22 protein-coding genes are annotated in these 21,064 nt (G+C 63.1%); 14 read left to right on the top strand and 8 right to left on the bottom strand.

Features of this window, described 5'->3' with window-relative positions:
• Nucleotides 1-286: 286 nt before the first annotated feature.
• Together NKI49_RS11465 and NKI49_RS11470 are read left to right on the top strand one after the other, a co-directional pair.
• Nucleotides 287-1,051 (top strand): TlyA family RNA methyltransferase, encoded by a 765-nt coding sequence (locus tag NKI49_RS11465; RefSeq protein ID WP_352598703.1) that lies wholly within the window; start codon nucleotides 287-289, stop codon nucleotides 1,049-1,051.
• The gene (locus NKI49_RS11470; protein WP_352598702.1) at nucleotides 1,048-2,289 is read left to right on the top strand and encodes a class I SAM-dependent RNA methyltransferase; all 1,242 of its coding nucleotides are present in this window, start codon (nucleotides 1,048-1,050) and stop codon (nucleotides 2,287-2,289) included. Before NKI49_RS11465 ends, NKI49_RS11470 begins: the two co-directional genes overlap by 4 nt.
• A gap of 250 nt (nucleotides 2,290-2,539) precedes the next feature.
• On the opposite strand, the gene tldD is transcribed toward NKI49_RS11470, so the two are convergent.
• The 3 genes from tldD to NKI49_RS11485 all read right to left on the bottom strand — a co-directional run bounded on the left by tldD (nucleotide 2,540) and on the right by NKI49_RS11485 (nucleotide 5,096).
• A complete protein-coding gene (gene tldD, locus NKI49_RS11475; protein WP_352598701.1) occupies nucleotides 2,540-3,952 on the bottom strand; it encodes a metalloprotease TldD in 1,413 nt (470 codons plus the stop codon).
• Between the two features lie 87 nt (nucleotides 3,953-4,039).
• The gene (locus NKI49_RS11480) at nucleotides 4,040-4,531 is read right to left on the bottom strand and encodes a GNAT family N-acetyltransferase (RefSeq protein WP_352598700.1); all 492 of its coding nucleotides are present in this window, start codon (nucleotides 4,529-4,531) and stop codon (nucleotides 4,040-4,042) included.
• Between the two features lie 10 nt (nucleotides 4,532-4,541).
• Complete coding sequence (locus NKI49_RS11485; RefSeq protein ID WP_352598699.1) at nucleotides 4,542-5,096, bottom strand: invasion associated locus B family protein; 555 nt, start codon at nucleotides 5,094-5,096, stop codon at nucleotides 4,542-4,544.
• 258 nt (nucleotides 5,097-5,354) lie between these two features.
• On the opposite strand from NKI49_RS11485, the gene coxB reads away from it, so the two are divergent.
• From coxB to rnhA, 11 genes are all read left to right on the top strand, one after another.
• Nucleotides 5,355-6,371 carry a cytochrome c oxidase subunit II gene (gene coxB / locus NKI49_RS11490; RefSeq protein ID WP_352598698.1) on the top strand — a complete coding sequence of 339 codons (1,017 nt, stop codon included), beginning with the start codon at nucleotides 5,355-5,357 and terminating at the stop codon, nucleotides 6,369-6,371.
• A gap of 38 nt (nucleotides 6,372-6,409) precedes the next feature.
• Complete coding sequence (gene ctaD, locus NKI49_RS11495) at nucleotides 6,410-8,062, top strand: cytochrome c oxidase subunit I (protein ID WP_352598697.1); 1,653 nt, start codon at nucleotides 6,410-6,412, stop codon at nucleotides 8,060-8,062.
• A gap of 75 nt (nucleotides 8,063-8,137) precedes the next feature.
• Nucleotides 8,138-9,082: a heme o synthase gene (locus NKI49_RS11500; RefSeq protein ID WP_352598696.1), complete on the top strand. Its 945-nt coding sequence runs from the start codon at nucleotides 8,138-8,140 to the stop codon at nucleotides 9,080-9,082.
• Nucleotides 9,079-9,246, top strand: coding sequence for a cytochrome c oxidase system small membrane protein (locus NKI49_RS11505; RefSeq protein ID WP_502899466.1), 168 nt, complete (start codon nucleotides 9,079-9,081; stop codon nucleotides 9,244-9,246). Before NKI49_RS11500 ends, NKI49_RS11505 begins: the two co-directional genes overlap by 4 nt.
• Nucleotides 9,246-9,878, top strand: coding sequence for a cytochrome c oxidase assembly protein (locus tag NKI49_RS11510; protein WP_352598695.1), 633 nt, complete (start codon nucleotides 9,246-9,248; stop codon nucleotides 9,876-9,878). The genes NKI49_RS11505 and NKI49_RS11510 overlap by 1 nt, the downstream gene beginning before the upstream one ends.
• Before the next feature lies 1 nt (nucleotide 9,879).
• Nucleotides 9,880-10,758: a cytochrome c oxidase subunit 3 gene (locus tag NKI49_RS11515; protein WP_352598694.1), complete on the top strand. Its 879-nt coding sequence runs from the start codon at nucleotides 9,880-9,882 to the stop codon at nucleotides 10,756-10,758.
• Between the two features lie 190 nt (nucleotides 10,759-10,948).
• Nucleotides 10,949-11,335, top strand: coding sequence for a DUF983 domain-containing protein (locus NKI49_RS11520; protein WP_352598927.1), 387 nt, complete (start codon nucleotides 10,949-10,951; stop codon nucleotides 11,333-11,335).
• Entirely contained in the window at nucleotides 11,332-12,087 is a 756-nt protein-coding gene (locus tag NKI49_RS11525) for an SURF1 family protein (protein ID WP_352598693.1), read from the top strand. Before NKI49_RS11520 ends, NKI49_RS11525 begins: the two co-directional genes overlap by 4 nt.
• 67 nt (nucleotides 12,088-12,154) lie before the next feature.
• On the top strand, nucleotides 12,155-13,165 hold the full coding sequence (ispH, locus tag NKI49_RS11530) for a 4-hydroxy-3-methylbut-2-enyl diphosphate reductase (protein ID WP_352598692.1): 1,011 nt from the start codon (nucleotides 12,155-12,157) through the stop codon (nucleotides 13,163-13,165).
• 5 nt (nucleotides 13,166-13,170) lie between these two features.
• The gene (locus NKI49_RS11535; RefSeq protein WP_352598691.1) at nucleotides 13,171-14,133 is read left to right on the top strand and encodes a homoserine kinase; all 963 of its coding nucleotides are present in this window, start codon (nucleotides 13,171-13,173) and stop codon (nucleotides 14,131-14,133) included.
• On the top strand, nucleotides 14,130-14,663 hold the full coding sequence (gene rnhA / locus NKI49_RS11540) for a ribonuclease HI (RefSeq protein WP_352598689.1): 534 nt from the start codon (nucleotides 14,130-14,132) through the stop codon (nucleotides 14,661-14,663). The genes NKI49_RS11535 and rnhA overlap by 4 nt, the downstream gene beginning before the upstream one ends.
• Before the next feature lie 51 nt (nucleotides 14,664-14,714).
• On the opposite strand, the gene NKI49_RS11545 is transcribed toward rnhA, so the two are convergent.
• The 3 genes from NKI49_RS11545 to NKI49_RS11555 all read right to left on the bottom strand — a co-directional run bounded on the left by NKI49_RS11545 (nucleotide 14,715) and on the right by NKI49_RS11555 (nucleotide 16,655).
• A complete protein-coding gene (locus tag NKI49_RS11545) occupies nucleotides 14,715-15,191 on the bottom strand; it encodes a DUF2938 domain-containing protein (protein ID WP_352598688.1) in 477 nt (158 codons plus the stop codon).
• Nucleotides 15,192-15,283: 92 nt separating this feature from the next.
• Nucleotides 15,284-15,766: a peroxiredoxin gene (locus NKI49_RS11550; protein ID WP_352598687.1), complete on the bottom strand. Its 483-nt coding sequence runs from the start codon at nucleotides 15,764-15,766 to the stop codon at nucleotides 15,284-15,286.
• 82 nt (nucleotides 15,767-15,848) lie between these two features.
• Nucleotides 15,849-16,655: a protein-disulfide reductase DsbD domain-containing protein gene (locus NKI49_RS11555; RefSeq protein WP_352598686.1), complete on the bottom strand. Its 807-nt coding sequence runs from the start codon at nucleotides 16,653-16,655 to the stop codon at nucleotides 15,849-15,851.
• A gap of 169 nt (nucleotides 16,656-16,824) precedes the next feature.
• Between NKI49_RS11555 and NKI49_RS11560 the strand changes: the two genes are divergently transcribed.
• Nucleotides 16,825-17,433 carry a YqgE/AlgH family protein gene (locus tag NKI49_RS11560; RefSeq protein ID WP_352598925.1) on the top strand — a complete coding sequence of 203 codons (609 nt, stop codon included), beginning with the start codon at nucleotides 16,825-16,827 and terminating at the stop codon, nucleotides 17,431-17,433.
• Nucleotides 17,434-17,574: 141 nt separating this feature from the next.
• On the opposite strand, the gene NKI49_RS11565 is transcribed toward NKI49_RS11560, so the two are convergent.
• Together NKI49_RS11565 and NKI49_RS11570 are read right to left on the bottom strand one after the other, a co-directional pair.
• On the bottom strand, nucleotides 17,575-20,463 hold the full coding sequence (locus tag NKI49_RS11565) for an EAL domain-containing protein (protein ID WP_352598685.1): 2,889 nt from the start codon (nucleotides 20,461-20,463) through the stop codon (nucleotides 17,575-17,577).
• A 2-nt stretch (nucleotides 20,464-20,465) separates the two neighbouring features.
• Nucleotides 20,466-21,062, bottom strand: coding sequence for a GNAT family N-acetyltransferase (locus NKI49_RS11570; RefSeq protein WP_352598684.1), 597 nt, complete (start codon nucleotides 21,060-21,062; stop codon nucleotides 20,466-20,468).
• Nucleotides 21,063-21,064: the final 2 nt, after the last annotated feature.

A 21,064-nucleotide genomic window follows, 5' to 3' on the forward strand; every position in this document is an offset into this window, starting at 1 on the left:
TTGAAGTCCTCAAGCAAATGCGACGAAAATAGGTTAATAATTCCTTAGGGTTTCTCGAATTCGAAACAGTGGTCTGCAAACGGCGACGTATCGTGCTTCGACGACGACCAGCCTCCAACGAGTGCAAACGCAGGGATTTTCAAAAGGATGGCGGGCGTGACAGAACCATCCAGCATCGTCTCAAAACCCAGTATTGCCGCGCACGATGGCGGCAATGGAGACTATCCCTCCCTTCGATGCCCGCTTAGCGCCTTGCCATCGCCGTCGGCTTTCGCCATGAAGGCCGATGAACTCGCCTCTGCCAGCCAGCACACGCCAGCGGCTCGACGACCTGCTCGTCCAGCGCGGGCTGTTTGCCAGCCGTTCGCGTGCCCGCGACGCGGTGGAACGCGGCACGGTAACGGTCGACGGCGCCATTGCCCGCAAGCCCGGCCAGGCCGTTCAGCCCACCTGCATCATTGCCGTCGATGATCCGGCGCAAGGCTATGTCTCGCGCGCGGCGCTGAAGCTGATCGCCGGGCTCGACCATTTCGGACTCGATCCGGCCGGAAGCGAGGCGCTCGACATCGGCGCCTCGACCGGCGGCTTCACCCAGGTGATGCTGGAGCGTGGCGCGTCCCATGTCACCGCTATCGATGTCGGTCACGGCCAGATGCATCCAGACATTGGCGAGGACGCGCGCGTGACCGTGATCGAGGGGCTTAACGCCCGCGATCTCACAATCGCCGATCTTGCCGGCCGCATTCCGGATTTCATCGTCTCCGACGTCAGCTTCATCTCGCTGAAACTGGCGCTGCCGCCGGCACTCGCCTTTGCCAAGCTGGGAGCCGCCGCGGTGTTTCTGGTCAAGCCGCAATTCGAGGCCGGCAGGGAAGCAATCGGCAAGGGCGGGCTGCTGAAAGATCCGTATGACGCCGCCCGCGTCGCCGGCCTGTTGCAGGATTGGCTGGACACCGTGCCTGGCTGGCGCTCGCTCGGCCTGCATCTGTCGTCTATCGAAGGCAGCGACGGCAATCGCGAATTCCTGCTAGGTGGGGTCAAGGACCGATGAGCGCGCGCTTCACCATCACAAAGCTTGGCGCCCAGGGCGACGGCATCGCCGAGACCGAAAGCGGCGATCTGTTCATTCCCTTCACGCTGCCCGGCGAGGTTGTCACCGCCGCGCGCGAAAGGGATCGCGCCACGCTGATGGCGGTTCTGGAAGCCTCGCCGCTACGCGTCGATCCCGCCTGCCGCCACTTCACCGAATGCGGCGGCTGCGCCCTTCAGCATTGCCAGGCCGAAGCCTATCGCCAGTGGAAACGCGAGAAGGTGGTGCACGCCCTGAAAGGCAAGGGCATCGATTGCCAGATCGGCGAGCTAGTGGCCTGCGCACCGCAGACACGGCGCCGTGTCGTGCTTGCCGCCCGGCGCACCGACAGCGGCATGCTGCTCGGCTTCAATCGCCATCTATCGTCGGAACTCATCTCGATATCGGAATGTCCGATCTCGCTGCCCGAGATCGTCGTCGCGCTCGCCCCGCTGAAGGCGCTCGCCGATTTGATATGCGCTACCACCAAATCGTTCCGGCTGGCGGTCACCGTGACGGGTTCGGGCCTGGACGTGGCCGCTCATGACTCCGGCAAGCTTGGCGAACACCAGCGCCGTGTCGCGGCCAATTTTGTCATGGCGCAAGGCTTTGCCAGGCTGTCCATCGATGACGAGATCATCATCGAACCAAGGAAGCCTGTCGTCATGTTCGGCAGCGTCGCAGTCGCCGTGCCGCCGGGCGCCTTCCTGCAAGCGACCGAGGCCGCCGAACAGGCCATGGCCGACGTCGTCGGCGGACATCTGAAGCGCGCCAAGAAGGTCGCTGATCTTTTCGCCGGGTGCGGCAGCTTTGCGCTCCGGCTTGCAGCGAAATCGGAAGTCCACGCCGTGGAAGGCGATGCGGCCGCACTTTCGGCGCTCGACCGGGGATCACGCTTCGCCACCGGCTTGAAGCGGGTGACGAGCGAACGTCGCGACCTGTTTCGCCGTCCGCTGACGTTCAAGGAATTGAACGCCTTCGACGGCCTCGTCTTCGATCCGCCGCGGGCGGGCGCCGAGGACCAGTCGAAGCAGATAGCCCGCTCGGATGTCCCGTTTGTCGCCGCGGTGTCCTGTAACCCGGTGACGCTGGCGCGGGATTTGCGGATCCTGCTCGACGGCGGCTACACGCTGAAAAGCGTGACGCCGATCGACCAGTTCCTCTGGTCGCCGCATGTCGAGGCGGTGGCACTGCTGGAGAAGCCGAGAAGAAGGCGTTAGGACGCGCCGCACTGCGCGTCGATAAGTGTCGTCGGTCAGCGCCGCCCCTCATTGCCCTGCCGGGCATTTCTCCCCGTATAGTGACGGGGAGAAAGGGACCCTGCGCCAAAGCCGTCGCCAATTACCCGCTGTAGGAAGAGTCCGGCACACGGTCTGCGTCTTCTCCCCGTCCCTATACGGGGAGAAGGTGCCGGCAGGCGGATGAGGGGCAGCGCTACTCCAACTGCAACAAATCGACCGGCGGACAAAATCAAACCCGGGTGCCGCCCACCGTCATCTGGTTCATCCTGAGATGCGGCTGGCCGACGCCGACCGGCACGCCTTGGCCGGCCTTGCCGCACATGCCGATGCCGGTGTCGAGCTTCATGTCGTTGCCGATCATGGAAACACGGTGCATGGCGTCAGGCCCGTTGCCGATCAGCATGGCGCCCTTGATCGGCTGCGTCACCTTGCCGTTTTCGATCATGTAGGCCTCGGTGCAGCCGAAGACGAATTTGCCGGAGGTGATGTCGACCTGGCCGCCGCCGAAGGAGACGGCGTAGATGCCGTTCTTGACCGAGGCGATGATCTCGTCCGGCTCCATGTCGCCTGCGGTCATGTAGGTGTTGGTCATGCGCGGCATCGGCTGATGCGCGTAGCCTTCGCGCCGGCCGTTGCCAGTCGCCTTCATGCCCATCAGCCGGGCGTTCTGGCGATCCTGCATGTAACCGACCAGTTTGCCGTCCTCGATCAGCACGTTGCGGGCCGACGGCGTGCCTTCGTCGTCGACGGTAAGCGAGCCGCGCCGCTCCGGCATGGTGCCGTCATCGACGACGGTGACCCCCTTGGCGGCGACCTGCTGGCCGAGCAGGCCGGCGAACGCCGAGGTCTTCTTGCGGTTGAAGTCGCCTTCGAGTCCATGGCCGACGGCCTCGTGCAGCATGACGCCCGGCCAGCCGCTGGACAGCACGATATCGAAGGTGCCCGCCGGCGCCGGAACGGCTTCCAGGTTGACCAGCGCCTGCCTGAGCGCCTCCTTGGCGGCGTGCTTCCAGCTGTCCTCGATCAGGAAGTCGCCAAACGCCTTGCGTCCGCCCATGCCGTAGGAGCCGCTCTCCTGGCGGTCGCCGTCGCCGACGACGACCGAGACGCTGACCCGGACCAGCGGGCGGACGTCGCGCACCATTTGGCCGTCGGCGCGCACGATCTCGACATGCTGCCAAGATGAGGTCAGCGATGCCGAAACCTGGCGCACCCGCGGGTCCTCCGCGCGCAGCCAGGCGTCGATTTCCTGCAAAAGCTTCGCCTTGACCTCGAATGAAGGCGAGGGGATCGGGTTCTCTTCGCCATAGAGATGGCGGTTGGTGCGGGCGGGTGCCGCGGCGAGCGTGCCGGAATAGCCGCCCTTGACGGTCGACACGGCATCGGCGGCGCGCAGCAGCGAGGCTTCGGACAGATCGCTGGAATGGGCGTAGCCGCTGGCCTCACCGGCGACTGCACGCAGGCCGAAACCCTGGTCGGTGTTGAAATTGGCGGTTTTCAGCCGGCCATTGTCGAACATCAGCGCTTCGCTCTCGCTGTATTCGAGAAACAGTTCGCCATCGTCGGCGCCGTTGATGGTCTCGGCGACGATCTGCTTGATGCGATCGTCTGAAATATCGAATTGGCCGATCAGGCTGTTCATGGCGCGTGCCCTTCAGTAAGCGGTTTCACCGGCATGTAGGCGTCAGCGCGCCATTCGGCAATCTTTGCGAGTCGAATACGGCAGATGCTAAATCAGGCGTCGCGCCATCATGATTTCGTCGATCTCTCGGCCTTCATGAAGCAAGGCGCCAGGTATGCGGCCGATTTCGTGAAAACCCTCGCGTAGATAGAATCGGATGGCCGCCTGATTTTCCGCACTTACAGCCAGTTCGACCTGCCTTATGTGCAATGTGCGGGCGTGATCGAGCAGCAGATTGAGCATCGCCACCGCATGCCCGCCGCCACGCTCCGAGCCACGCAAATAGACCATGACGATGGTGGCGCGATGCGCCATCTTGCCGGCCTGCTGCCGCATCAGGCCCATTAGGCCGACGGGTTCCTGGTCTTGAAAGCTGACGACGACCGGGGTGTTCGTCAGGCGCCGCCGCCATTCCTCGTCCGGCAGACTTTCCCAATCCGCTGCGCTGCTGGCGAAGGCTTCGGGAACTGTGCGCAAGGCCTCCAGGCGAATTCGCTTGAATATCTCGAAGTCGTCCGGATCGAGCAGTTTCAAGGCCAAACGGGGAGCCTCAGGGCAGGGCGGCAAAACCGTCTGCGAAACCCTTGAGGTCGACCGGGATGCCGATGCCTTCTTCCGGGGTCTGGAAGACGATGAAGGTGGCGGACGTGCCGGTCTTCAACGTGTCGAGCAGCGGCTTTTCGAGAATGACCTCGGCATAGCAGCCGTCCTGGAAGCAGCGCACGAAATAGGCGCGGCCGATATCCTTGCCGTCGACGTTGAGGCCGAGCCCGTTGGGCAACAGCACGCCGAGCGGTGCCAGCACGCGCAGGATCTCGGCCTTGTTGTCGGCGGTGCGCAGCACGACGACCGACAGCCCCATCTCCGGGCGGTCCTCGGCGACGACGTTCTGCATCATCACGCATTGTTCCGAGGTGGCGCCGGCGGGCGTGTCGCAGATGATCGACCACGCACCATGCGTCGAGCGCACGGTGCCGCTCGGCTGCGCCGCATTGGCCGTGCCTGAAAAGACCATTGCGGACAGGCCGATTGCGGACAGGGCGGCGAGGAAGCGGATCATCGCCAAGCTTCTCGAAAGCCCAAATCCCGAAAGCCAAGAGTTCATGACGGCTCCATTGCGAATCACGGCACTTTAAGCCGCGCCAAAGCCAAGTAAAGGACGAGACCGCGGCCGGTCTGCCCTGAAAAAGCCAACTCGGCGCTTTTCCTTGCCAATTTCGCCCGAATTGCGACGCTCCGCACGTGGAGCCCACAGGAATGTGGTGATAGCCCGACCATACGCGATTCGAGGCTGTCGCCGCAGCCTTTCAGGGTGCATCGTGGCTTGCGCGCAAAATGCCGCACGGTTTCGCCCGCTCCTTTCTTGCGGTGGGAAAAAGAGTGTGGTTTGAACCAGCTTGAAACTGTCGGGATTCCCGTCCGGGCATTGTTCGTTATTCTCGCGCACACAGCCGCGAGGAACTGGGAGACGAAGAGGGCGATGAGAAATTTCCTGGCAAACGCCAAGTTTCCAGCAAGTGCCAAGTTTCTAAGCACTTGTGCCGCTATTACGCTTTTCGCCGGCACATCCGCTCGCGCCGATCAACCCGTGGATTGGGAGACGACCTTCCAGCCGCCGGCGACCGATATGATGCGGCAGATCGAGTGGTTCGGGAACTACACGATGTGGTTCATCGTCCCGGTCACCGTGCTGGTGTTGCTTCTCCTCGCCTACTGCATCGTGAAATTCCGCGCGAGCGCGAACCCGGTTCCCTCCAAGACCAGCCACAACACGCTGATCGAGGTGATCTGGACCGTCGGCCCGGTCGTGATCCTGCTGTGTCTCGCAATTCCCTCGTTCCAGCTGCTGACGGCGCAGTACACGCCGCCTGAAGAAGCCAAGCTGACGGTCAAGGCGACCGGAAACCAGTGGAACTGGGACTACGAATATCAGACTGAGAATACGCTCTCCTTCAACTCCGCCATACTGCAAGACGGCGACCGTTCGGCCGCCGGCAAGGAAGATCGCAAGGTCTATCCGCGCCTGCTCGCCGTCGACAATGAATTGGTGGTGCCGGTCAACACGATGACCCGCGTGCTCGTCACCGCGACCGACGTGATCCACTCCTTCGCCATGCCCTCCTTCGGCATCAAGATCGACGCCATTCCGGGACGCACCAACGAGACCTGGTTCAAGGCGGAGAAGGAAGGTCTTTACTACGGCCAGTGTTCGCAGCTCTGCGGCAAGGACCATGCGTTCATGCCGATCGCCATTCGCGTGGTCTCCGACGCACAGTTCAAGACCTGGCTGGCGGCGGCCAAGACCGATCTGCCCGGCGCCAACAGGACGCTGATGGCTGCGGTCGACGGCCAGAACAAGATAGCTGTCGCCGGCAACTGAAGCCTGCGGCCAGAAAAGATCAGGGAACGGAGCGGAACATGGCAGACGCTGCAGCTCACGACGGGCACGACCACAAACCTTACCGTGGTTGGGTGCGCTGGGTTTATTCGACCAACCACAAGGACATCGGCACGCTCTATCTGATCTTCGCGATCATGGCCGGCGTCATCGGCGGCGCCCTGTCCGTCGCCATCCGCATGGAGCTGCAGGAGCCCGGCATCCAGATCTTCAGCGGTCTGGCGCAGATGGTCTACGGCATGAACGGCGATGCCGCGGTCGACGGCGGCAAGAGCATGTACAATGCCTTCGCCACCGCACACGCCCTGATCATGATCTTCTTCATGGTCATGCCGGCACTGATCGGCGGCTTTGCCAACTGGATGGTTCCGATCATGATCGGCGCGCCCGACATGGCGTTCCCGCGCATGAACAACATCTCGTTCTGGCTTCTGCCTCCGGCTTTCATCTTGCTGCTCACCTCGATGTTCGTGCCGAGCGCGCCGGGCGCCTTTGGCGTCGGCGGCGGCTGGACGCTTTATCCGCCGCTCTCGACCTCCGGCCAGCCCGGACCGGCCATGGATCTGGCGATCCTGTCGATTCACATCGCCGGTGCTTCCTCGATCCTCGGCGCCATCAACTTCATCACCACCATCTTCAATATGCGCGCGCCTGGCATGACGCTGCACAAGATGCCGCTGTTTGCCTGGTCGGTGCTGATCACCGCCTTCCTGCTGCTTTTGTCGTTGCCTGTCCTGGCCGGCGGCATCACCATGCTGCTCACCGATCGCAACTTCGGCACCACCTTCTTTGCTCCCGATGGCGGCGGCGACCCGCTCCTGTTCCAGCACCTGTTCTGGTTCTTCGGCCATCCGGAAGTCTACATTCTGATCCTGCCGGGCTTCGGCATCATCAGCCATATCGTCTCGACCTTCTCGAGGAAGCCGGTGTTCGGTTATCTCGGCATGGCCTATGCCATGGTCGCGATCGGCGCCGTCGGCTTCATCGTCTGGGCGCACCACATGTACACGACCGGCCTGTCGCTCGACACGCAGCGCTATTTCGTCTTCGCCACCATGGTCATCGCGGTGCCGACGGGCGTGAAGATCTTCTCGTGGATCGCGACGATGTGGGGCGGGTCGATCTCGTTCAAGACGCCCATGCTGTGGGCGTTGGGCTTCATCTTCCTGTTCACCATCGGCGGCGTCACCGGCGTTCAACTGGCAAATGCCGGCCTCGACCGCTCGCTGCATGACACCTACTTCGTCATCGCGCACTTCCATTACGTGCTGTCGCTGGGTGCGGTGTTCGCCATCTTCGCCGGCTGGTACTACTGGTTCCCGAAGATGACCGGCTACATGTATTCGCCGGTCATCGCCAACACCCACTTCTGGGTCACGTTTGTCGGCGTCAACCTGATCTTCTTTCCGCAGCATTTCCTCGGGCTGGCCGGCATGCCGCGCCGCACCATCGACTATCCGGACGCGTTTGCCGGCTGGAACATGGTTTCGTCCTACGGTTCGTATATTTCGGCCGTCGGCGTGGCGATCTTCCTCTACGGCGTGTTCGAAGCCTTCCAGAAGAAGCGGATCGCCGGCGCCAATCCATGGGGCGAGGGCGCAACGACGCTCGAATGGCAGTTGCCTTCGCCGCCGCCCTTCCACCAGTGGGAGCAGCTGCCGAAGATCAGGTGAAGCGGCGACCGCTCGAATACGAAACCGCCGGCACGCCGGCGGTTTCGGCCAACGGAATAATGGACTTGAGTACGCATGGCCCTAGTCGACGAAACCAGCATTGACGAAGCGGGCTTCCGCATGTCGGAAGCGACGGCGGGCGATTTCTTCGCTCTGCTGAAGCCGCGCGTCATGTCGCTGGTGGTGTTCACCGCCTTTGTCGGCCTGGTCGCGGCGCCCGTCACCATCAATCCGCTGCTGGCGGTGATCGCCATCCTGGCGATCGCCATCGGCGCCGGAGCGTCGGGCGCTCTCAACATGTGGTACGACGCCGATATCGACGCGGTCATGACCAGGACAGCCAGCCGTCCGGTACCGGCCGGCCGCATCCAGCCGCACGAGGCGCTGAGCTTCGGCCTGGTGCTTTCGGTGTTGTCGGTGATGACGCTTGGCGTGCTGGTCAACTGGCTGTCGGCGACGCTGCTGGCCTTCACCATCTTCTTCTATGCCGTGGTCTACACGATGTGGCTGAAGCGCTGGACGCCGCAGAACATCGTCATCGGCGGTGCCGCCGGCGCCATTCCGCCTGTCATCGGCTGGGCCGCGGTCACCGGCACGGTCAGCCTCGAAAGCCTGATCCTGTTCCTGATCATCTTCCTGTGGACGCCGCCGCATTTCTGGGCGTTGGCGCTGTTCAAGTCCGAGGACTACCAACGCGCCGGCATCCCGATGATGCCTGTTATCGCCGGCCACGCCTCGACCCGCCGCCAGATCTTCGCCTACGCGCTGGTGCTGGCCCCGGTCGGCGTGCTGCCATGGCTGCTTGGCTATACCACGCCGGTCTATGGCGTGGCCGCTGTGCTGCTTGGGGTCGGCTTCGTCTGGTATGCGTGGAAGGTGCTCGGCATGGCCGACACCGACCGCGTCATGAAGCCGGCAAAGGCCTTGTTCGGTTATTCGCTGCTCTATCTCTTCGCCATCTTCGCCGTCTATCTGGCGGACAGCGTCCTCGAGCGCGCGCTTGCCGTGGGTGGAGTATGACCATGATCGAGGAAAAGCTCGAGACGGTAACGTTGACCGAGCGTCAGAAGAAGGCCCGGCGCAGCCGTTCCGTTGCCATCGGCGTGGCGCTGGCCGTGCTGGTCGTCATCTTCTATGTCGCGACGATCGTGAAGTTCGAGCACAATTTGTCGGGCACGATGTGATGAGCCTCGAGACGTCTGAAAAGCCGGCCGGGAGGAACAGCAACCGCATCGTCGCGGCGGTCTGCCTTGCCTTCTTCAGCGGCATGATCGGCATGGCCTATGCGGCGGTGCCGCTCTACAAGATGTTCTGCCAGGCGACAGGCTATGGCGGCACGACGCAACGCGTCGAGAAGCAGTATGCCGGCCGCGTGCTCGACCGCGAGATCACGGTGCGCTTCGACGCCAATATTGCCGGCGTGCCCTGGGAGTTTCAGCCGGTCCAGCGCTCGATGACCATGAAGATCGGTGAGACCGTACAGGCGCATTATCAGGCCACCAACAAGTTCGATCGCCCCGTCACCGGCCGCGCCACTTTCAACGTGCAGCCGGAACTGGCGGGTCCCTATTTCAACAAGGTCGAGTGCTTCTGCTTCACCGATACGACGCTGAAGCCCGGCGAGACGCTCGATATGCCGGTCCTGTTCTATGTCGACCCCGACATCGTGAACGTGCCCGAACTGAAGGACGTCAAGACGATTACCTTGTCCTACACGATGTTCCCGGTCGAGAAGAACAAGCCGGTCGCCTCGTCGGAGCCGGTCAAAGTGAATAGCAAGACAGTTTCGGATACCGAAGGAAATCTCGGGGGTTGATATGGCAGACGCGCACGCAAAAAATCACGACTATCATCTCGTCGATCCGAGCCCGTGGCCTTTCCTGGGATCGGTAGGGGCGCTTGTCACCGCATTCGGCGGCGTTTGCCTGATGGAATACCTGAAGGGCGGCAGCTTTCCGATCTTCGGCTTCAACATCGCCAATCCCTGGCTGTTCTTCATCGGCCTCGTAATCGTGCTCTACACCATGTTCGCTTGGTGGTCCGACACGATCAAGGAAGCGCATGAGGGCCATCACACGCGCGTCGTATCGCTCCACCTGCGCTACGGCATGATCATGTTCATCGCCTCGGAGGTGATGTTTTTCGTTGCCTGGTTCTGGGCCTATTTCGACGCCAGCCTGTTTCCGAGCGAGGCGCAGCAATATGCCCGAACCGCGTTTACCGGCGGCGTCTGGCCGCCGAAGGGCATGGAAGTTCTCGATCCCTTCCATCTGCCGCTCTACAACACCGTCATCCTGCTCCTGTCGGGCACCACGGTCACCTGGGCGCACCATTCGCTCATCCACGGCGACCGCAAGGGGCTGATCAACGGCCTGGTGCTGACCGTCGGCCTCGGCATGCTGTTCACCATGGTCCAGGCCTACGAGTACATGCACGCTCCGTTCGCCTTCAAGGATTCCATCTACGGCGCCACTTTCTTCATGGCGACCGGCTTCCACGGTTTCCACGTCATCATCGGCACCATCTTCCTGGCTGTCTGCCTGATCCGGGCGATGAAGGGCGACTTCACCCCCAAGCAGCATTTCGGCTTCGAGGCGGCTGCCTGGTACTGGCACTTCGTCGACGTGGTCTGGCTGTTTCTGTTCACATCGATCTACGTCTGGGGATCGGTCGGCGCGGTCATCGAAGCCCACTGATACCAGTCGGCTGATATCGATCCGGGGAGGGCGGCCGCGGCGACGTGGCCGCCTTCTTCTGCTTCAATTGGTCGACTGGACCGACGGCTGCATTGCGGCTACGGACTCCGACACGGACGAAACCTGGGCAATGGCGGTCGATGGGACATCCATCGAGATTGAGCGGTAAGCAATGAGCGACGACGCTTCCATGCGTGAAGACAAGGCGATCTGGCCTCCGATCGACCCGATTTCGGCTGGCTTGCATGGACGCTGCCCGCGCTGCGGCGAGGGGCGGCTGTTTGCGGGCTTCCTCACCGTCGGCAAACGCTGCACCAATTGCGGCCTCGATTACTCCTATGCCGATGCCGGCGACGGGCCCGCGGTCTTCGTTATCCTGATCATCGGCTTTATCATCGTCGGCCTGGCGCTTTGGGTTGAAGTGACGCTGAGCCCGCCGCTCTGGCTGCATCTGCTGGTCTGGATCCCGCTAGCCGTGGTGCTGTGCCTGACGGCGCTCCGGCTGATCAAGGGCGTTCTGCTCACGCTGCAGTACCGCAACAAGGCTGCCGAGGGCCGGCTGGACCGCGGCGAATGACCGACATGTCCGCCAAGGACGGCGGCCGTTCGCGGCCGGGATCGGTATTGCTGCTCGGCCTTGGCCTGGTTCTGCTGCTGATCCTGCTCGCGCTCGGCACCTGGCAGATGCAGCGTCTGCACTGGAAGGAAGGTCTTCTCCAGACCATCGATCAGCGCACCCACTCGGCGCCGCGGCCGCTGGCCGAAGTCGAGAAGGAATTCGCCTCGACCGGTGACGTCGACTACACGCCGGTGACCGTCAGCGGCACGTTCCTGCATTCGGGCGAACGGCATTTCTATGCGACATGGGAAGGTGACGCGGGCTTCAACGTCTACACACCGCTGGCCCTCGACGATGGCCGCTTCGTCCTGATCAATCGCGGTTTCGTACCCTACGACCTCAAGGACGCCGCCAAGCGCGCCAAGGGACAGGTCGCGGGCAAGGTGACGGTCACCGGGCTCGCCCGCAATCCGCTGCCGGCAAAGCCATCGATGATGCTTCCCGACAATGACGTGCCGAAGAACATCTTCTACTGGAAAGACCGCGACGCCATGGCGGCGAGCGCCGGCCTGCCGGCGGGCGCGACGCTGGTGCCGATCTTCATCGACGCCGACAAGAGGCCTACCCCGGGCGGTTTGCCCATCGGCGGTGTCACCATCATCGACCTGCCGAACAGCCATCTGCAATATGCGATGACTTGGTATGGGCTCGCAGCGGCACTCGCCGCTGTTCTCGTCCTGCGGCTTCGCAAGCCTGCGAAAGCGGAATGAGCCATCGCCCTTGACAGGACGGGGGTAGGCACCTCATTTCGGCTCTGTTCAACCCGGCCCGGATTAAATGCTTCAGACCACGACAAAGCCTCCCCTCACGATCCGGCTCTGCCAGCCGCGCGGTTTTTGCGCCGGCGTCGACCGTGCCATCCAGATCGTCGTGCTGGCGCTGAAAAAATATGGCGCGCCGGTCTATGTTCGCCACGAGATCGTGCACAACCGCTATGTCGTCGAAGGGCTGCAAAGTCTTGGCGCCGTCTTCATCGAGGAACTCTCCGAGATCCCCGCCGAACATCGGCAGTCGCCGGTCGTTTTCTCGGCGCATGGCGTGCCGAAATCGGTGCCGGCGGATGCCCAGGCGCGCAACCTGTTCTATCTCGACGCCACCTGTCCGCTGGTCTCGAAGGTCCACAAGCAGGCGATGCGCCACCAGCGGCTCGGCCGCCATGTGCTCCTGATCGGCCATGCCGGACACCCCGAGGTGATCGGCACCATGGGACAATTGCCGGAAGGCGCGGTAACGCTGATCGAGACCGAGGCCGATGCCGCGAAGCTTGCGCCGGCCGACCCGAAGGCGCTCGGCTTCGTCACCCAGACCACGCTTTCGGTCGAGGACACCGCCGGCATTATCCGGGCGCTGCAGGATCGCTTTCCCGACCTGCGGGCGCCAGCCGCGGAATCGATCTGCTATGCCACCACCAATCGCCAGGAAGCGGTCAAGGACACCGCCGCGGGCGCCGATCTCTACCTGATCGTCGGCGCGCCCAATTCGTCCAATTCGCGGCGTCTCGTCGAAGTGGCGGAGCGTGCCGGCGCCACCATGTCGCTTCTCGTGCAACGCGCCGCGGAGATTCCGTGGGATGATATCGGCGACATCTCGACGCTCGGCCTGTCGGCGGGGGCGTCGGCGCCGGAGATCATCGTCGACGAGATCATCGATGCGTTCCGCCAGCGCTTCGATGTCACGATCGACCTGGCCATCACGGCCACCGAAACGGAGGATTTTCCCGTCATGCGGGTACTGCGCGATGTCGAACTGACGGCGGCCGACATGGCCTTCGTCAACGGGGCCGCGTAAGGCGCATGGCGGTCTATACCGACGTTGCGGAAGGCGAGCTCGGCGCATTCCTGAAGCACTACCCGGTCGGCAATCTCCTGTCCTACAAGGGCATAGCCGAGGGCACCGAGAACTCGAACTTCCTGCTGCACACCTCCAGCGGTTCCTACATCCTGACGCTCTACGAAAAGCGGGTCGAGAAGGCCGACCTGCCGTTTTTCCTCGGGCTGATGGGTCATCTCGCCAAAAAGGGCGTGTCCTGCCCGCTGCCGGTGACCGCGCATGACGGCAGCGTCATCGGCACGCTCGCCGGGCGGCCGGCCGTCATCATCACCTTCCTCGAGGGGCTCTCGCTGCGGCGGCCGGCATCGATCCATTGCGCCGAGGTCGGCAAGGCGCTGGCCGCGCTACATCTGGCCGGAGCCGATTTTCCAATGACCCGCCCGAATGCACTGGGCATCGAGGGCTGGCGCAAGCTTTGGGCAGCAGCCCGCGACCGTGCCGACGAGGTCGAGCCGGGCCTCGCGGCCGAAGTCGACACCGACTTCACCGACTTCGAGCGGAACTGGCCGAAGGGCCTCCCGGAAGGCATCATCCATGCGGATCTTTTCCCGGACAATGTTTTCTTTCTCGGCGAGAAGCTCTCCGGCCTGATCGACTTCTATTTCGCCTGCAACGACCTTTACGCCTACGACGTCGCCACATGCCTGAACGCCTGGTGCTTCGAGAAGGATTTTTCCTTCAATCTCACCAAGGGCAAGGCATTGCTTGCCGGCTATCAGAGCGTGCGGCCCCTGAGCGATCAGGAAAAGGCAGCACTGCCGATGCTGGCGCGCGGATCGGCGCTGCGTTTCATGCTGACCCGGCTGTATGACTGGCTGACAGTTCCCGATGGCGGGCTGGTGATGAAACGCGATCCGACCGAATATATCCGCAGGATGCGGTTTCATCGGGCAATCAGGTCTGCTTCGGAATATGGATTGGCATGAGCAAAAACGTTGAGATATTCACCGACGGCGCCTGTTCGGGCAATCCAGGCCCTGGCGGCTGGGGCGCTATCCTGCGCTTCAACGGCGCCACCAGGGAACTGTCCGGTGGCGAGGCCGAGACGACCAACAACCGCATGGAACTGCTTGCCGCCATCTCGGCGCTGAACGCCCTGAAGGAGCCTTGCACCGTCGCTCTGCACACCGACAGCAAATATGTCATGGATGGCATTTCCAAATGGATCCATGGCTGGAAGAAGAACGGCTGGAAGACCGCCGACAAGAAGCCGGTCAAGAACGGCGAACTCTGGCAGGCGCTGGATGAAGCCAACCGGCGTCACAAGGTCACCTGGATCTGGGTCAAGGGCCATGCCGGCCATATCGAAAACGAACGCGCCGACGAGCTCGCGCGTGAAGGCATGGCGCCGTTCAAGAAAGGCCCGGCCAAACTTGTTGCTGCGCCACCGCAGGCGGTCACGCAGACCAAGCAACCGGCGGTGGCAAAGGTGCGGCGCTCCACCCAGAGCTATTGAATCGGGGTGCGGGACCATCGTGCCGGTGCCGCGCCGTAACAGTTGACTTGACTAGCGGATCAGCAGCGCCGTGCCGTAGAGCCCGAGCGCGAACACCGTGTGCGACACCAGGTTGAGCGCACGGATCTTCGTCGGATTGGGCCGCTTCGAGGCGGCCCAGCCGGCACCCATGCCGGGCGCCAGCAGGAACCAGCCAGCGCCGACGGTGACGATGCCGAGGATGAAGGCGGGCAGGAATGTCGGCACAGTCAGCCAGCTCGCTCCGGCCACCACGACCAGGATGATGCCGTAGACGATGCCGACGAAATAATGAAAGGCCCAGCCCAGCGCCGATTCATGCGCGTAGGGCGCCGCATCGCCGATATCGTCGTGGAAGACCTTGTCGCGAAGATGCCAGACCCAACGTCCGACCGGCGCCCAGTTCGGGCGTTGCTGGCCGAACACTTTGTAGAGGAGGGCGGCCCAGAGATCCATCAGCACGGTGGCGCCGATGCCGATCGCGATGCTGCGCCAGATGATGTCAGACATCGTTGAAGTTCCTTGAAAACCGGCGGTTCTGGAGTGCAGGTGCGACGTCGGGACCGTTTGCAGGTCCCAAGGCCCGACGCAATCTCGGACGTTCAGAGCTGGCCGAGAATATGAGCCGCGCCCGACTCGTCGACACCGGGCTTGGTCTCGACATTGAGCGCTGTGACCTTGCCATCGTCGACGATCATCGAAAAACGCTTGGAGCGCAGCCCCATGCCGCCTGCGGAAAGGTCGTTGTCGAGGCCGACCGCCTTGGCGAAATCGCCATTGCCGTCGGCGAGATAGAGGATCTTGCCTTCACCGCCGGTAAAGTGCGCCCATGCGCCCATGACGTGGACGTCGTTGACCGAAACGACGGCGATGGTATCGACGCCGCGCGCCAGGATGGCGTCATGGTTCTCGAGATAGCCGGGCAGGTGGTTGTTGCTGCAAGTCGGCGTGAAGGCGCCGGGAACGCCGAATAGAACCACCTTCTTTCCCGGGAATATCTCGGCCGTCGTGATCGCCTTCGCGCCATCGGCGGTCATCGTCTTGAAGGTCGCGTCAGGCAGCTTGTCGCCAACAGAAATGGTCATGAGTTCCTCGCTTGGGATGGGGAAGGACGTGTCCTTGCCTAGCGAACTCGGCGACTTCCCGCAACCGTCCGGGCCAGCTGGATCAAGGGAAAGGCAGAAGTCCTTCGACCGCGCCCGCCGAACTCGTCAGCGTATAATGAAGTCCGCCATCCGTGGGTTTCGTCGAAGGACGATCGAGGATCGGCACCGTGAAGATCAGCTTGCCGTCCTTTTCGCTGCGGGAAGGGGCGCCGAACATGTAATCCCGCTCGGCGGCGACGAAGAAATCCGCTGCCGCCGGATCGCCGGGAAAGCTCGCCTCGACAACCAGTGTCTCATGATCGCCCGGCAGCACATTAATGCCGAAATCGGATCTTGCCGGCGCCGGCAACGCCGCGAAACTTGCCTTCACCAGTGCCGCGTCATCGGCATTATCCGGGTCGGAGCCGGGGTCGACGCTCAGCCGCGTCTGCACCGGTATGCAGATCGTTTCGCAAATACCAAGAAAAATATCGGCATCGATGACCGCCGGGTCCTTGGTCGCCGACAGCGTGAAAACCACCGGCAGCGAGACCGGATAATCGTAGCCCGCCCATTTGCCGTAGCCGTCGTCATGGCGCCGCGGCGCCGGGAAGGACAGCCGGGCGTCGGCGATGTTCGTGCTGGCCGAAATGTCGAGCTGCGGCGGCACGCCGGCATCGCCGGGGTCGCGCCAGTAGGTTTTCCAGCCGGGCTTCAGCGCTATGTCGAGAACGCCCTGGATACGGCCGGCATCGTCCGGCTTGCCGCTGGTTACCAGCCGCACCTTGCCGCCTTCGCTGTTGTACCAGCCGGACGAGGAGGCGGAGGCGGGGGGGACAGTCGCCGATCCGATAGCGGCACCGAGCAACAGGATTTTCAAGCTTCGCATGGTCTTGATTTGATCGTCCGTTCGTGGCCGCGCAATGATTTCACCGGCTTGTCGATATCATATTTGCGTGACCTTCGCGCGCAAGTCATCCAGCCCGGTAATATGGGCTTTGATCGATTCCGGTATGGTGCACCTTTTCGACGCCTGGGAAACGCGTTACGCTCTCGGCATGGATTTGTTGCGCCATAAGAAGACGGAAGCCCGCCGCGGTTTTCTCGACGACCAGTTTCTGATTGCCATGCCTGGCATGAAGGACGACCGCTTCACGCGCTCGGTCATCTACATCTGCGCCCACAGCGATGAAGGCGCGATGGGCCTGATCATCAACCAGACACAGCAGATGCTGTTTCCGGACTTGTTGGTACAGCTCGGCATCATGAAGGAGCAGGAGGCGATCCGCCTGCCGGCACAGGCGCGCGATTTCGTCGTGCGCAATGGCGGGCCCGTCGACCGCAGCCGGGGTTTCGTCCTGCATTCGGGCGACTATCGTGTGGAATCCTCGCTGACCGTTTCCGACGACATCTGCCTGACCGCGACGGTGGACATATTGCGCGCCATATCGACGGGCCGCGGCCCCCGCCATGCGCTGATGGCGCTGGGCTACTCGGGCTGGGGCGCCGGCCAGCTGGAGACCGAGATCGCCGAGAATGGCTGGCTGACCTGCCCGGCCAGTGCCGAGCTTCTGTTCGACACCGACATCGAGCGCAAATACGACCGGATTCTCGCCTCGATCGGCATCAATCTCGCGCATCTCAGCCTCGCCGCCGGTCACGCGTGAATCGCAAGCATTCGGAATGGCCGAAAGCCGCCCTAGGCTCGTCATCCTAGGGGTCTGCGCCGCGTCGCTGCGCTCCTTGCTCCGCCCCAGGATGACGAGGTGACGGTAACCAAGGCAGGAGTTCGGCTACGAGGCCTCTAACTAAGCCTGCGTCAGCGGATACTGCTCCTTCAGCGTCTTCAGCACCTGGTCGCCCGGCATCGGCGCGCCGAACATGAAGCTCTGCACATATTCGCAGCCCATCTGGCGCAGCTCCAGCGCATCGCGTTCATCCGAGATGCCCTCGGCCACCACCGACAGGCCGAGCTCATGCGCCATGTTGACCATGGATTTGAGCAGCACCGCGCGTTTGGGCGTGTTGTCGTCGACGAAGCTCTTGTCGATCTTGATGGTGTCGAAAGGGAACCGCGTCAGATAGGCGAGCGAGGAATAGCCGGTGCCGAAATCGTCCAGCGACAGGCCGATGCCGAGCTGTTTGAGCTTGGTCAGTACGTGCGCGGTCTGCTCGGGATTGTCCATCACCAGCGATTCCGTGAGTTCCAGCCGGAAGCAGCGCGGCTTCAGATTGGCCCTTGCGATGACGGAGCGGACGTCGCTGACGAGGTCGCGGCGGATCAGCTGGCGGCTCGACAAATTGACCGAGACCGACAGCGGCGCGTCGCCGATCTGCTTTTGCCATCCGGCAAGATCCTCGGCCGCCTGCTGCATGGCGAACAACCCAAGCTGCACGATCAGCCCGCAGCTCTCGGCGACCGGGATGAAATCCGCCGGCGGGATCATGCCGCGGCGCGGATGGTCCCAGCGCAGCAAAGCCTCGAAGCCGGCGACGCTGCCGTCCTCCAACCGCACGATCGGCTGGTAGGCAAGTGTGAATTCACGCCGTTCGATGGCGCGCCGCAGGTCGGATTCGAACTGCAGCCGGTCGGTTCCGACGGTGCGGAACGCCGGGCGGAACGGTTCGATCCTGTCCCCGCCGAAGCGCTTGGCCTGATGCATGGCAAGCTCGGCGTCCTTGACCATGTCCTCGGCCGAGGTCTGCGCCGATGTCCAGGTGATCAGGCCGATCGAGGCGGTCAGCACGATCTCGCGCTTGGCAAAGGTGATCGGGTTGTTGATCGCATGCTTGATTGCATCCGCCACCCCGGCGATGCGGGCGGGGTCCTGCTCGGAAAGCAGCATCAGGGCGAACTGGTCGCCGGCAAAACGCGACAGCGAATCCTTCGGCTTCAGGAGCCGGTGCAGGCGTCGCGCTATGGTGAGCAGGATGGTGTCGCCGGCCGAGATGCCGAGCCCGTCATTGACCTGCTTGAAGCGGTCGATGTCGATGACGAAGACGGTCGGGCGCACCTTCTCTTCGGTTCGCGCGATCGAGATGATCGCCTCGAGCCGGTTCATGAACAATTCGCGGTTCGGCAGCCCGGTCAAATTGTCGTGCACGGCATCGTGCAGCAGTCTTTCCTCGGACTTCTTCTGCTCGGTGACGTCGACCATGGTGCCGACGCAGCGTATGACCTCGCCGTCCGATCCGATCACCGGCCGAGCCCGCAAGGCGAACCAGTGATAATGCCCGTCGGCGCCGCGCAGCCGGAAATTCTGCGACACCCGCCCGCGCCGGTGTTCCAGCACCACGTCGAGCGTGGTGCGGAAAGTGTCGCGGTCGTCGGCATGCAGCACCGGCAGCCAGTTGCGCGCCGCACCGCCGAGGCTGTTGGGCGCAAGCCCGAGCTGCAGGCTGACATCGGGCTTGGTGACGACGCGGTCGCGCAGCACGTCCCAGTCCCACACCGTGTCGCCGGATCCGGCGACGGCCAGCGCCTGTCGTTCCAGATCGGAGAACAGCCCCTGGTGCAGCGCGCCGCCGGCAAAAGCGTGCTGCATGACGGTGAAGCCGATCAACAGGATGATCAGGATCAGCCCGCCGCCCAACGCCGGCTGGGCGATGTCGTTGTCCAGCATGCCGGTGATCGCCATCCACGATCCGCATAGCCACAACAGCACCATCACCCAACTGGGCACAAGCATGATGGCGCGGTCGTAGCCGCGTATGCCGAGGAAGACGATCAAGCCGAGCCCGGTGAGAGCCGTGGCGGCGAAGGACAGCCTGGCGATGCCGGCGGCGACCGCCGGATCGACGATCGCCACACCGGCGATCAGCAAGAGCCCGAGGATCCAGACCAGCGCGCCATAGCTGAAATGGCCGTGCCATCGGTTGAGGTTGAGATAGGCGAACAGGAACACCACGAAGGTCGCCGCGAGCGCCACCTCCGTTCCCGCCCGCCACATCTGCTCGTTGCCGGGCGAGATCTCGATGATCTTGTTGAGGAAGCCGAAATCGACGCAGATATAGGCAAGCACCGCCCACGCAAGCGCCGCGGTCGCCGGGAACATCGACGTTCCCTTGACCACGAACAGGATGGTCAGGAACAGCGCCAGCAGGCCGGCGATGCCGATGACGATGCCGCGAAACAGCGTGTAGGAATTGACCGAATCCTTGTAGGATTCGGGATCCCACAAATAGACCTGCGGCAGCTTCGGCGAGGCGAGTTCGGCGATGAAGGTGATCACCGTGCCGGGGTTCAGCGTCACCCGGAACACGTCGGCGTCGGGACTTGTCTGGCGATCGAGCGCGAAGCCTTCGCTGGGCGTGATGGCGGCGATGCGCGTCGAGCCGAGATCAGGCCAGAAGATGCCCGAATTCACCAGCCGGAAATGCGGCGCCACGATCAGCCTGTCGAGCTGCTGGTCGGTGGTGTTGGCGAGCGCGAACACCGCCCAGTCGCCGGTCGAGCGGGCATCGTTGGCCTCGACCTCGATGCGCCGCACGATGCCGTCCGGCCCGGGCGCGGTCGACACCTGGAAATTCTCACCCTGGTTGCGGTAGATCTCGACGGCGCCCGAAAGGTCGAGGGCGATGTCGTCGCGGGCGATCTTGATCGGCTCGACGGCAAAGGCGGACGAAGCCGCGCACAGCATCAGGATTGTCGCGAGGACAAAAGCGAACAACGGCCCGTTTCGCAGGAAATTCGTCAAAATCAGTCCTTCGTTTCCGCGCTTGGCGGATCGTCCGCGATCCGGGCGTAGAGGTAGTGGTCCTGCCAAATGCCGTTGATCCTGAGGTAGGATCGAAGAAGTCCTTCGCGCCGGAATCCGGCTTTTTCAAGCACGCGGATCGACCTGATGTTGTCGGGGATACAGGCCGCTTCGATCCGGTGCAATCTCAGCGTATCGAAGGCGAAGCGGGTCACGACCTTGACGGCGTCGGTCATCAGGCCGCGGCCGCCGAAACGTTCGCCGATCCAGTAGCCGACATGGCCGCTCTGCGAGACGCCGTGGCGTATGTTGCCGAGCGTAATGCCGCCCGCCAGCCTGCCGCTGCTCTTCTCGAAGATGAAGAAGGCGATCGCGGTTCCCTGCGCATAGTCCTCGCGGTAGCGGCTGATGCGCAGCCGCCATGCCGTGCGGTCGAGTTCGTCGGGAGTCCAGCGTGGCTCCCACGGTTCGAGGAAGGCGCGGCTCTCGCCGCGCAGCGCCGACCATTCGCGATAGTCGTTGGTCAGCGGCACCCGCAATGTCACGCGCTCGCCTTTCAGCGCCGGCAGGTCACGGCGAAAGAAAGGGAGCGCGAACACGA

Source organism: Mesorhizobium sp. M0587 (assembly GCF_040320945.1).
In the GTDB taxonomy this organism is placed as follows: domain Bacteria; phylum Pseudomonadota; class Alphaproteobacteria; order Rhizobiales; family Rhizobiaceae; genus Mesorhizobium.

Bases quoted from the DNA above. Each gene is read 5' to 3' on its own strand.
- NKI49_RS11465 (WP_352598703.1), top strand. From the start codon at position 287: ATGAACTCGCCTCTGCCAGCCAGCACACGCCAGCGGCTCGACGACCTG.
- NKI49_RS11470 (WP_352598702.1), top strand. From the start codon at position 1,048: ATGAGCGCGCGCTTCACCATCACAAAGCTTGGCGCCCAGGGCGACGGC.
- tldD (WP_352598701.1), bottom strand. From the start codon at position 3,952: ATGAACAGCCTGATCGGCCAATTCGATATTTCAGACGATCGCATCAAG.
- NKI49_RS11485 (WP_352598699.1), bottom strand. From the start codon at position 5,096: ATGAACTCTTGGCTTTCGGGATTTGGGCTTTCGAGAAGCTTGGCGATG.
- ctaD (WP_352598697.1), top strand. From the start codon at position 6,410: ATGGCAGACGCTGCAGCTCACGACGGGCACGACCACAAACCTTACCGT.
- NKI49_RS11500 (WP_352598696.1), top strand. From the start codon at position 8,138: ATGGCCCTAGTCGACGAAACCAGCATTGACGAAGCGGGCTTCCGCATG.
- NKI49_RS11505 (WP_502899466.1), top strand. From the start codon at position 9,079: ATGACCATGATCGAGGAAAAGCTCGAGACGGTAACGTTGACCGAGCGT.
- NKI49_RS11510 (WP_352598695.1), top strand. From the start codon at position 9,246: ATGAGCCTCGAGACGTCTGAAAAGCCGGCCGGGAGGAACAGCAACCGC.
- NKI49_RS11515 (WP_352598694.1), top strand. From the start codon at position 9,880: ATGGCAGACGCGCACGCAAAAAATCACGACTATCATCTCGTCGATCCG.
- NKI49_RS11520 (WP_352598927.1), top strand. From the start codon at position 10,949: ATGCGTGAAGACAAGGCGATCTGGCCTCCGATCGACCCGATTTCGGCT.
- NKI49_RS11525 (WP_352598693.1), top strand. From the start codon at position 11,332: ATGACCGACATGTCCGCCAAGGACGGCGGCCGTTCGCGGCCGGGATCG.
- ispH (WP_352598692.1), top strand. From the start codon at position 12,155: ATGCTTCAGACCACGACAAAGCCTCCCCTCACGATCCGGCTCTGCCAG.
- NKI49_RS11535 (WP_352598691.1), top strand. From the start codon at position 13,171: ATGGCGGTCTATACCGACGTTGCGGAAGGCGAGCTCGGCGCATTCCTG.
- rnhA (WP_352598689.1), top strand. From the start codon at position 14,130: ATGAGCAAAAACGTTGAGATATTCACCGACGGCGCCTGTTCGGGCAAT.
- NKI49_RS11545 (WP_352598688.1), bottom strand. From the start codon at position 15,191: ATGTCTGACATCATCTGGCGCAGCATCGCGATCGGCATCGGCGCCACC.
- NKI49_RS11550 (WP_352598687.1), bottom strand. From the start codon at position 15,766: ATGACCATTTCTGTTGGCGACAAGCTGCCTGACGCGACCTTCAAGACG.
- NKI49_RS11555 (WP_352598686.1), bottom strand. From the start codon at position 16,655: ATGCGAAGCTTGAAAATCCTGTTGCTCGGTGCCGCTATCGGATCGGCG.
- NKI49_RS11560 (WP_352598925.1), top strand. From the start codon at position 16,825: ATGGATTTGTTGCGCCATAAGAAGACGGAAGCCCGCCGCGGTTTTCTC.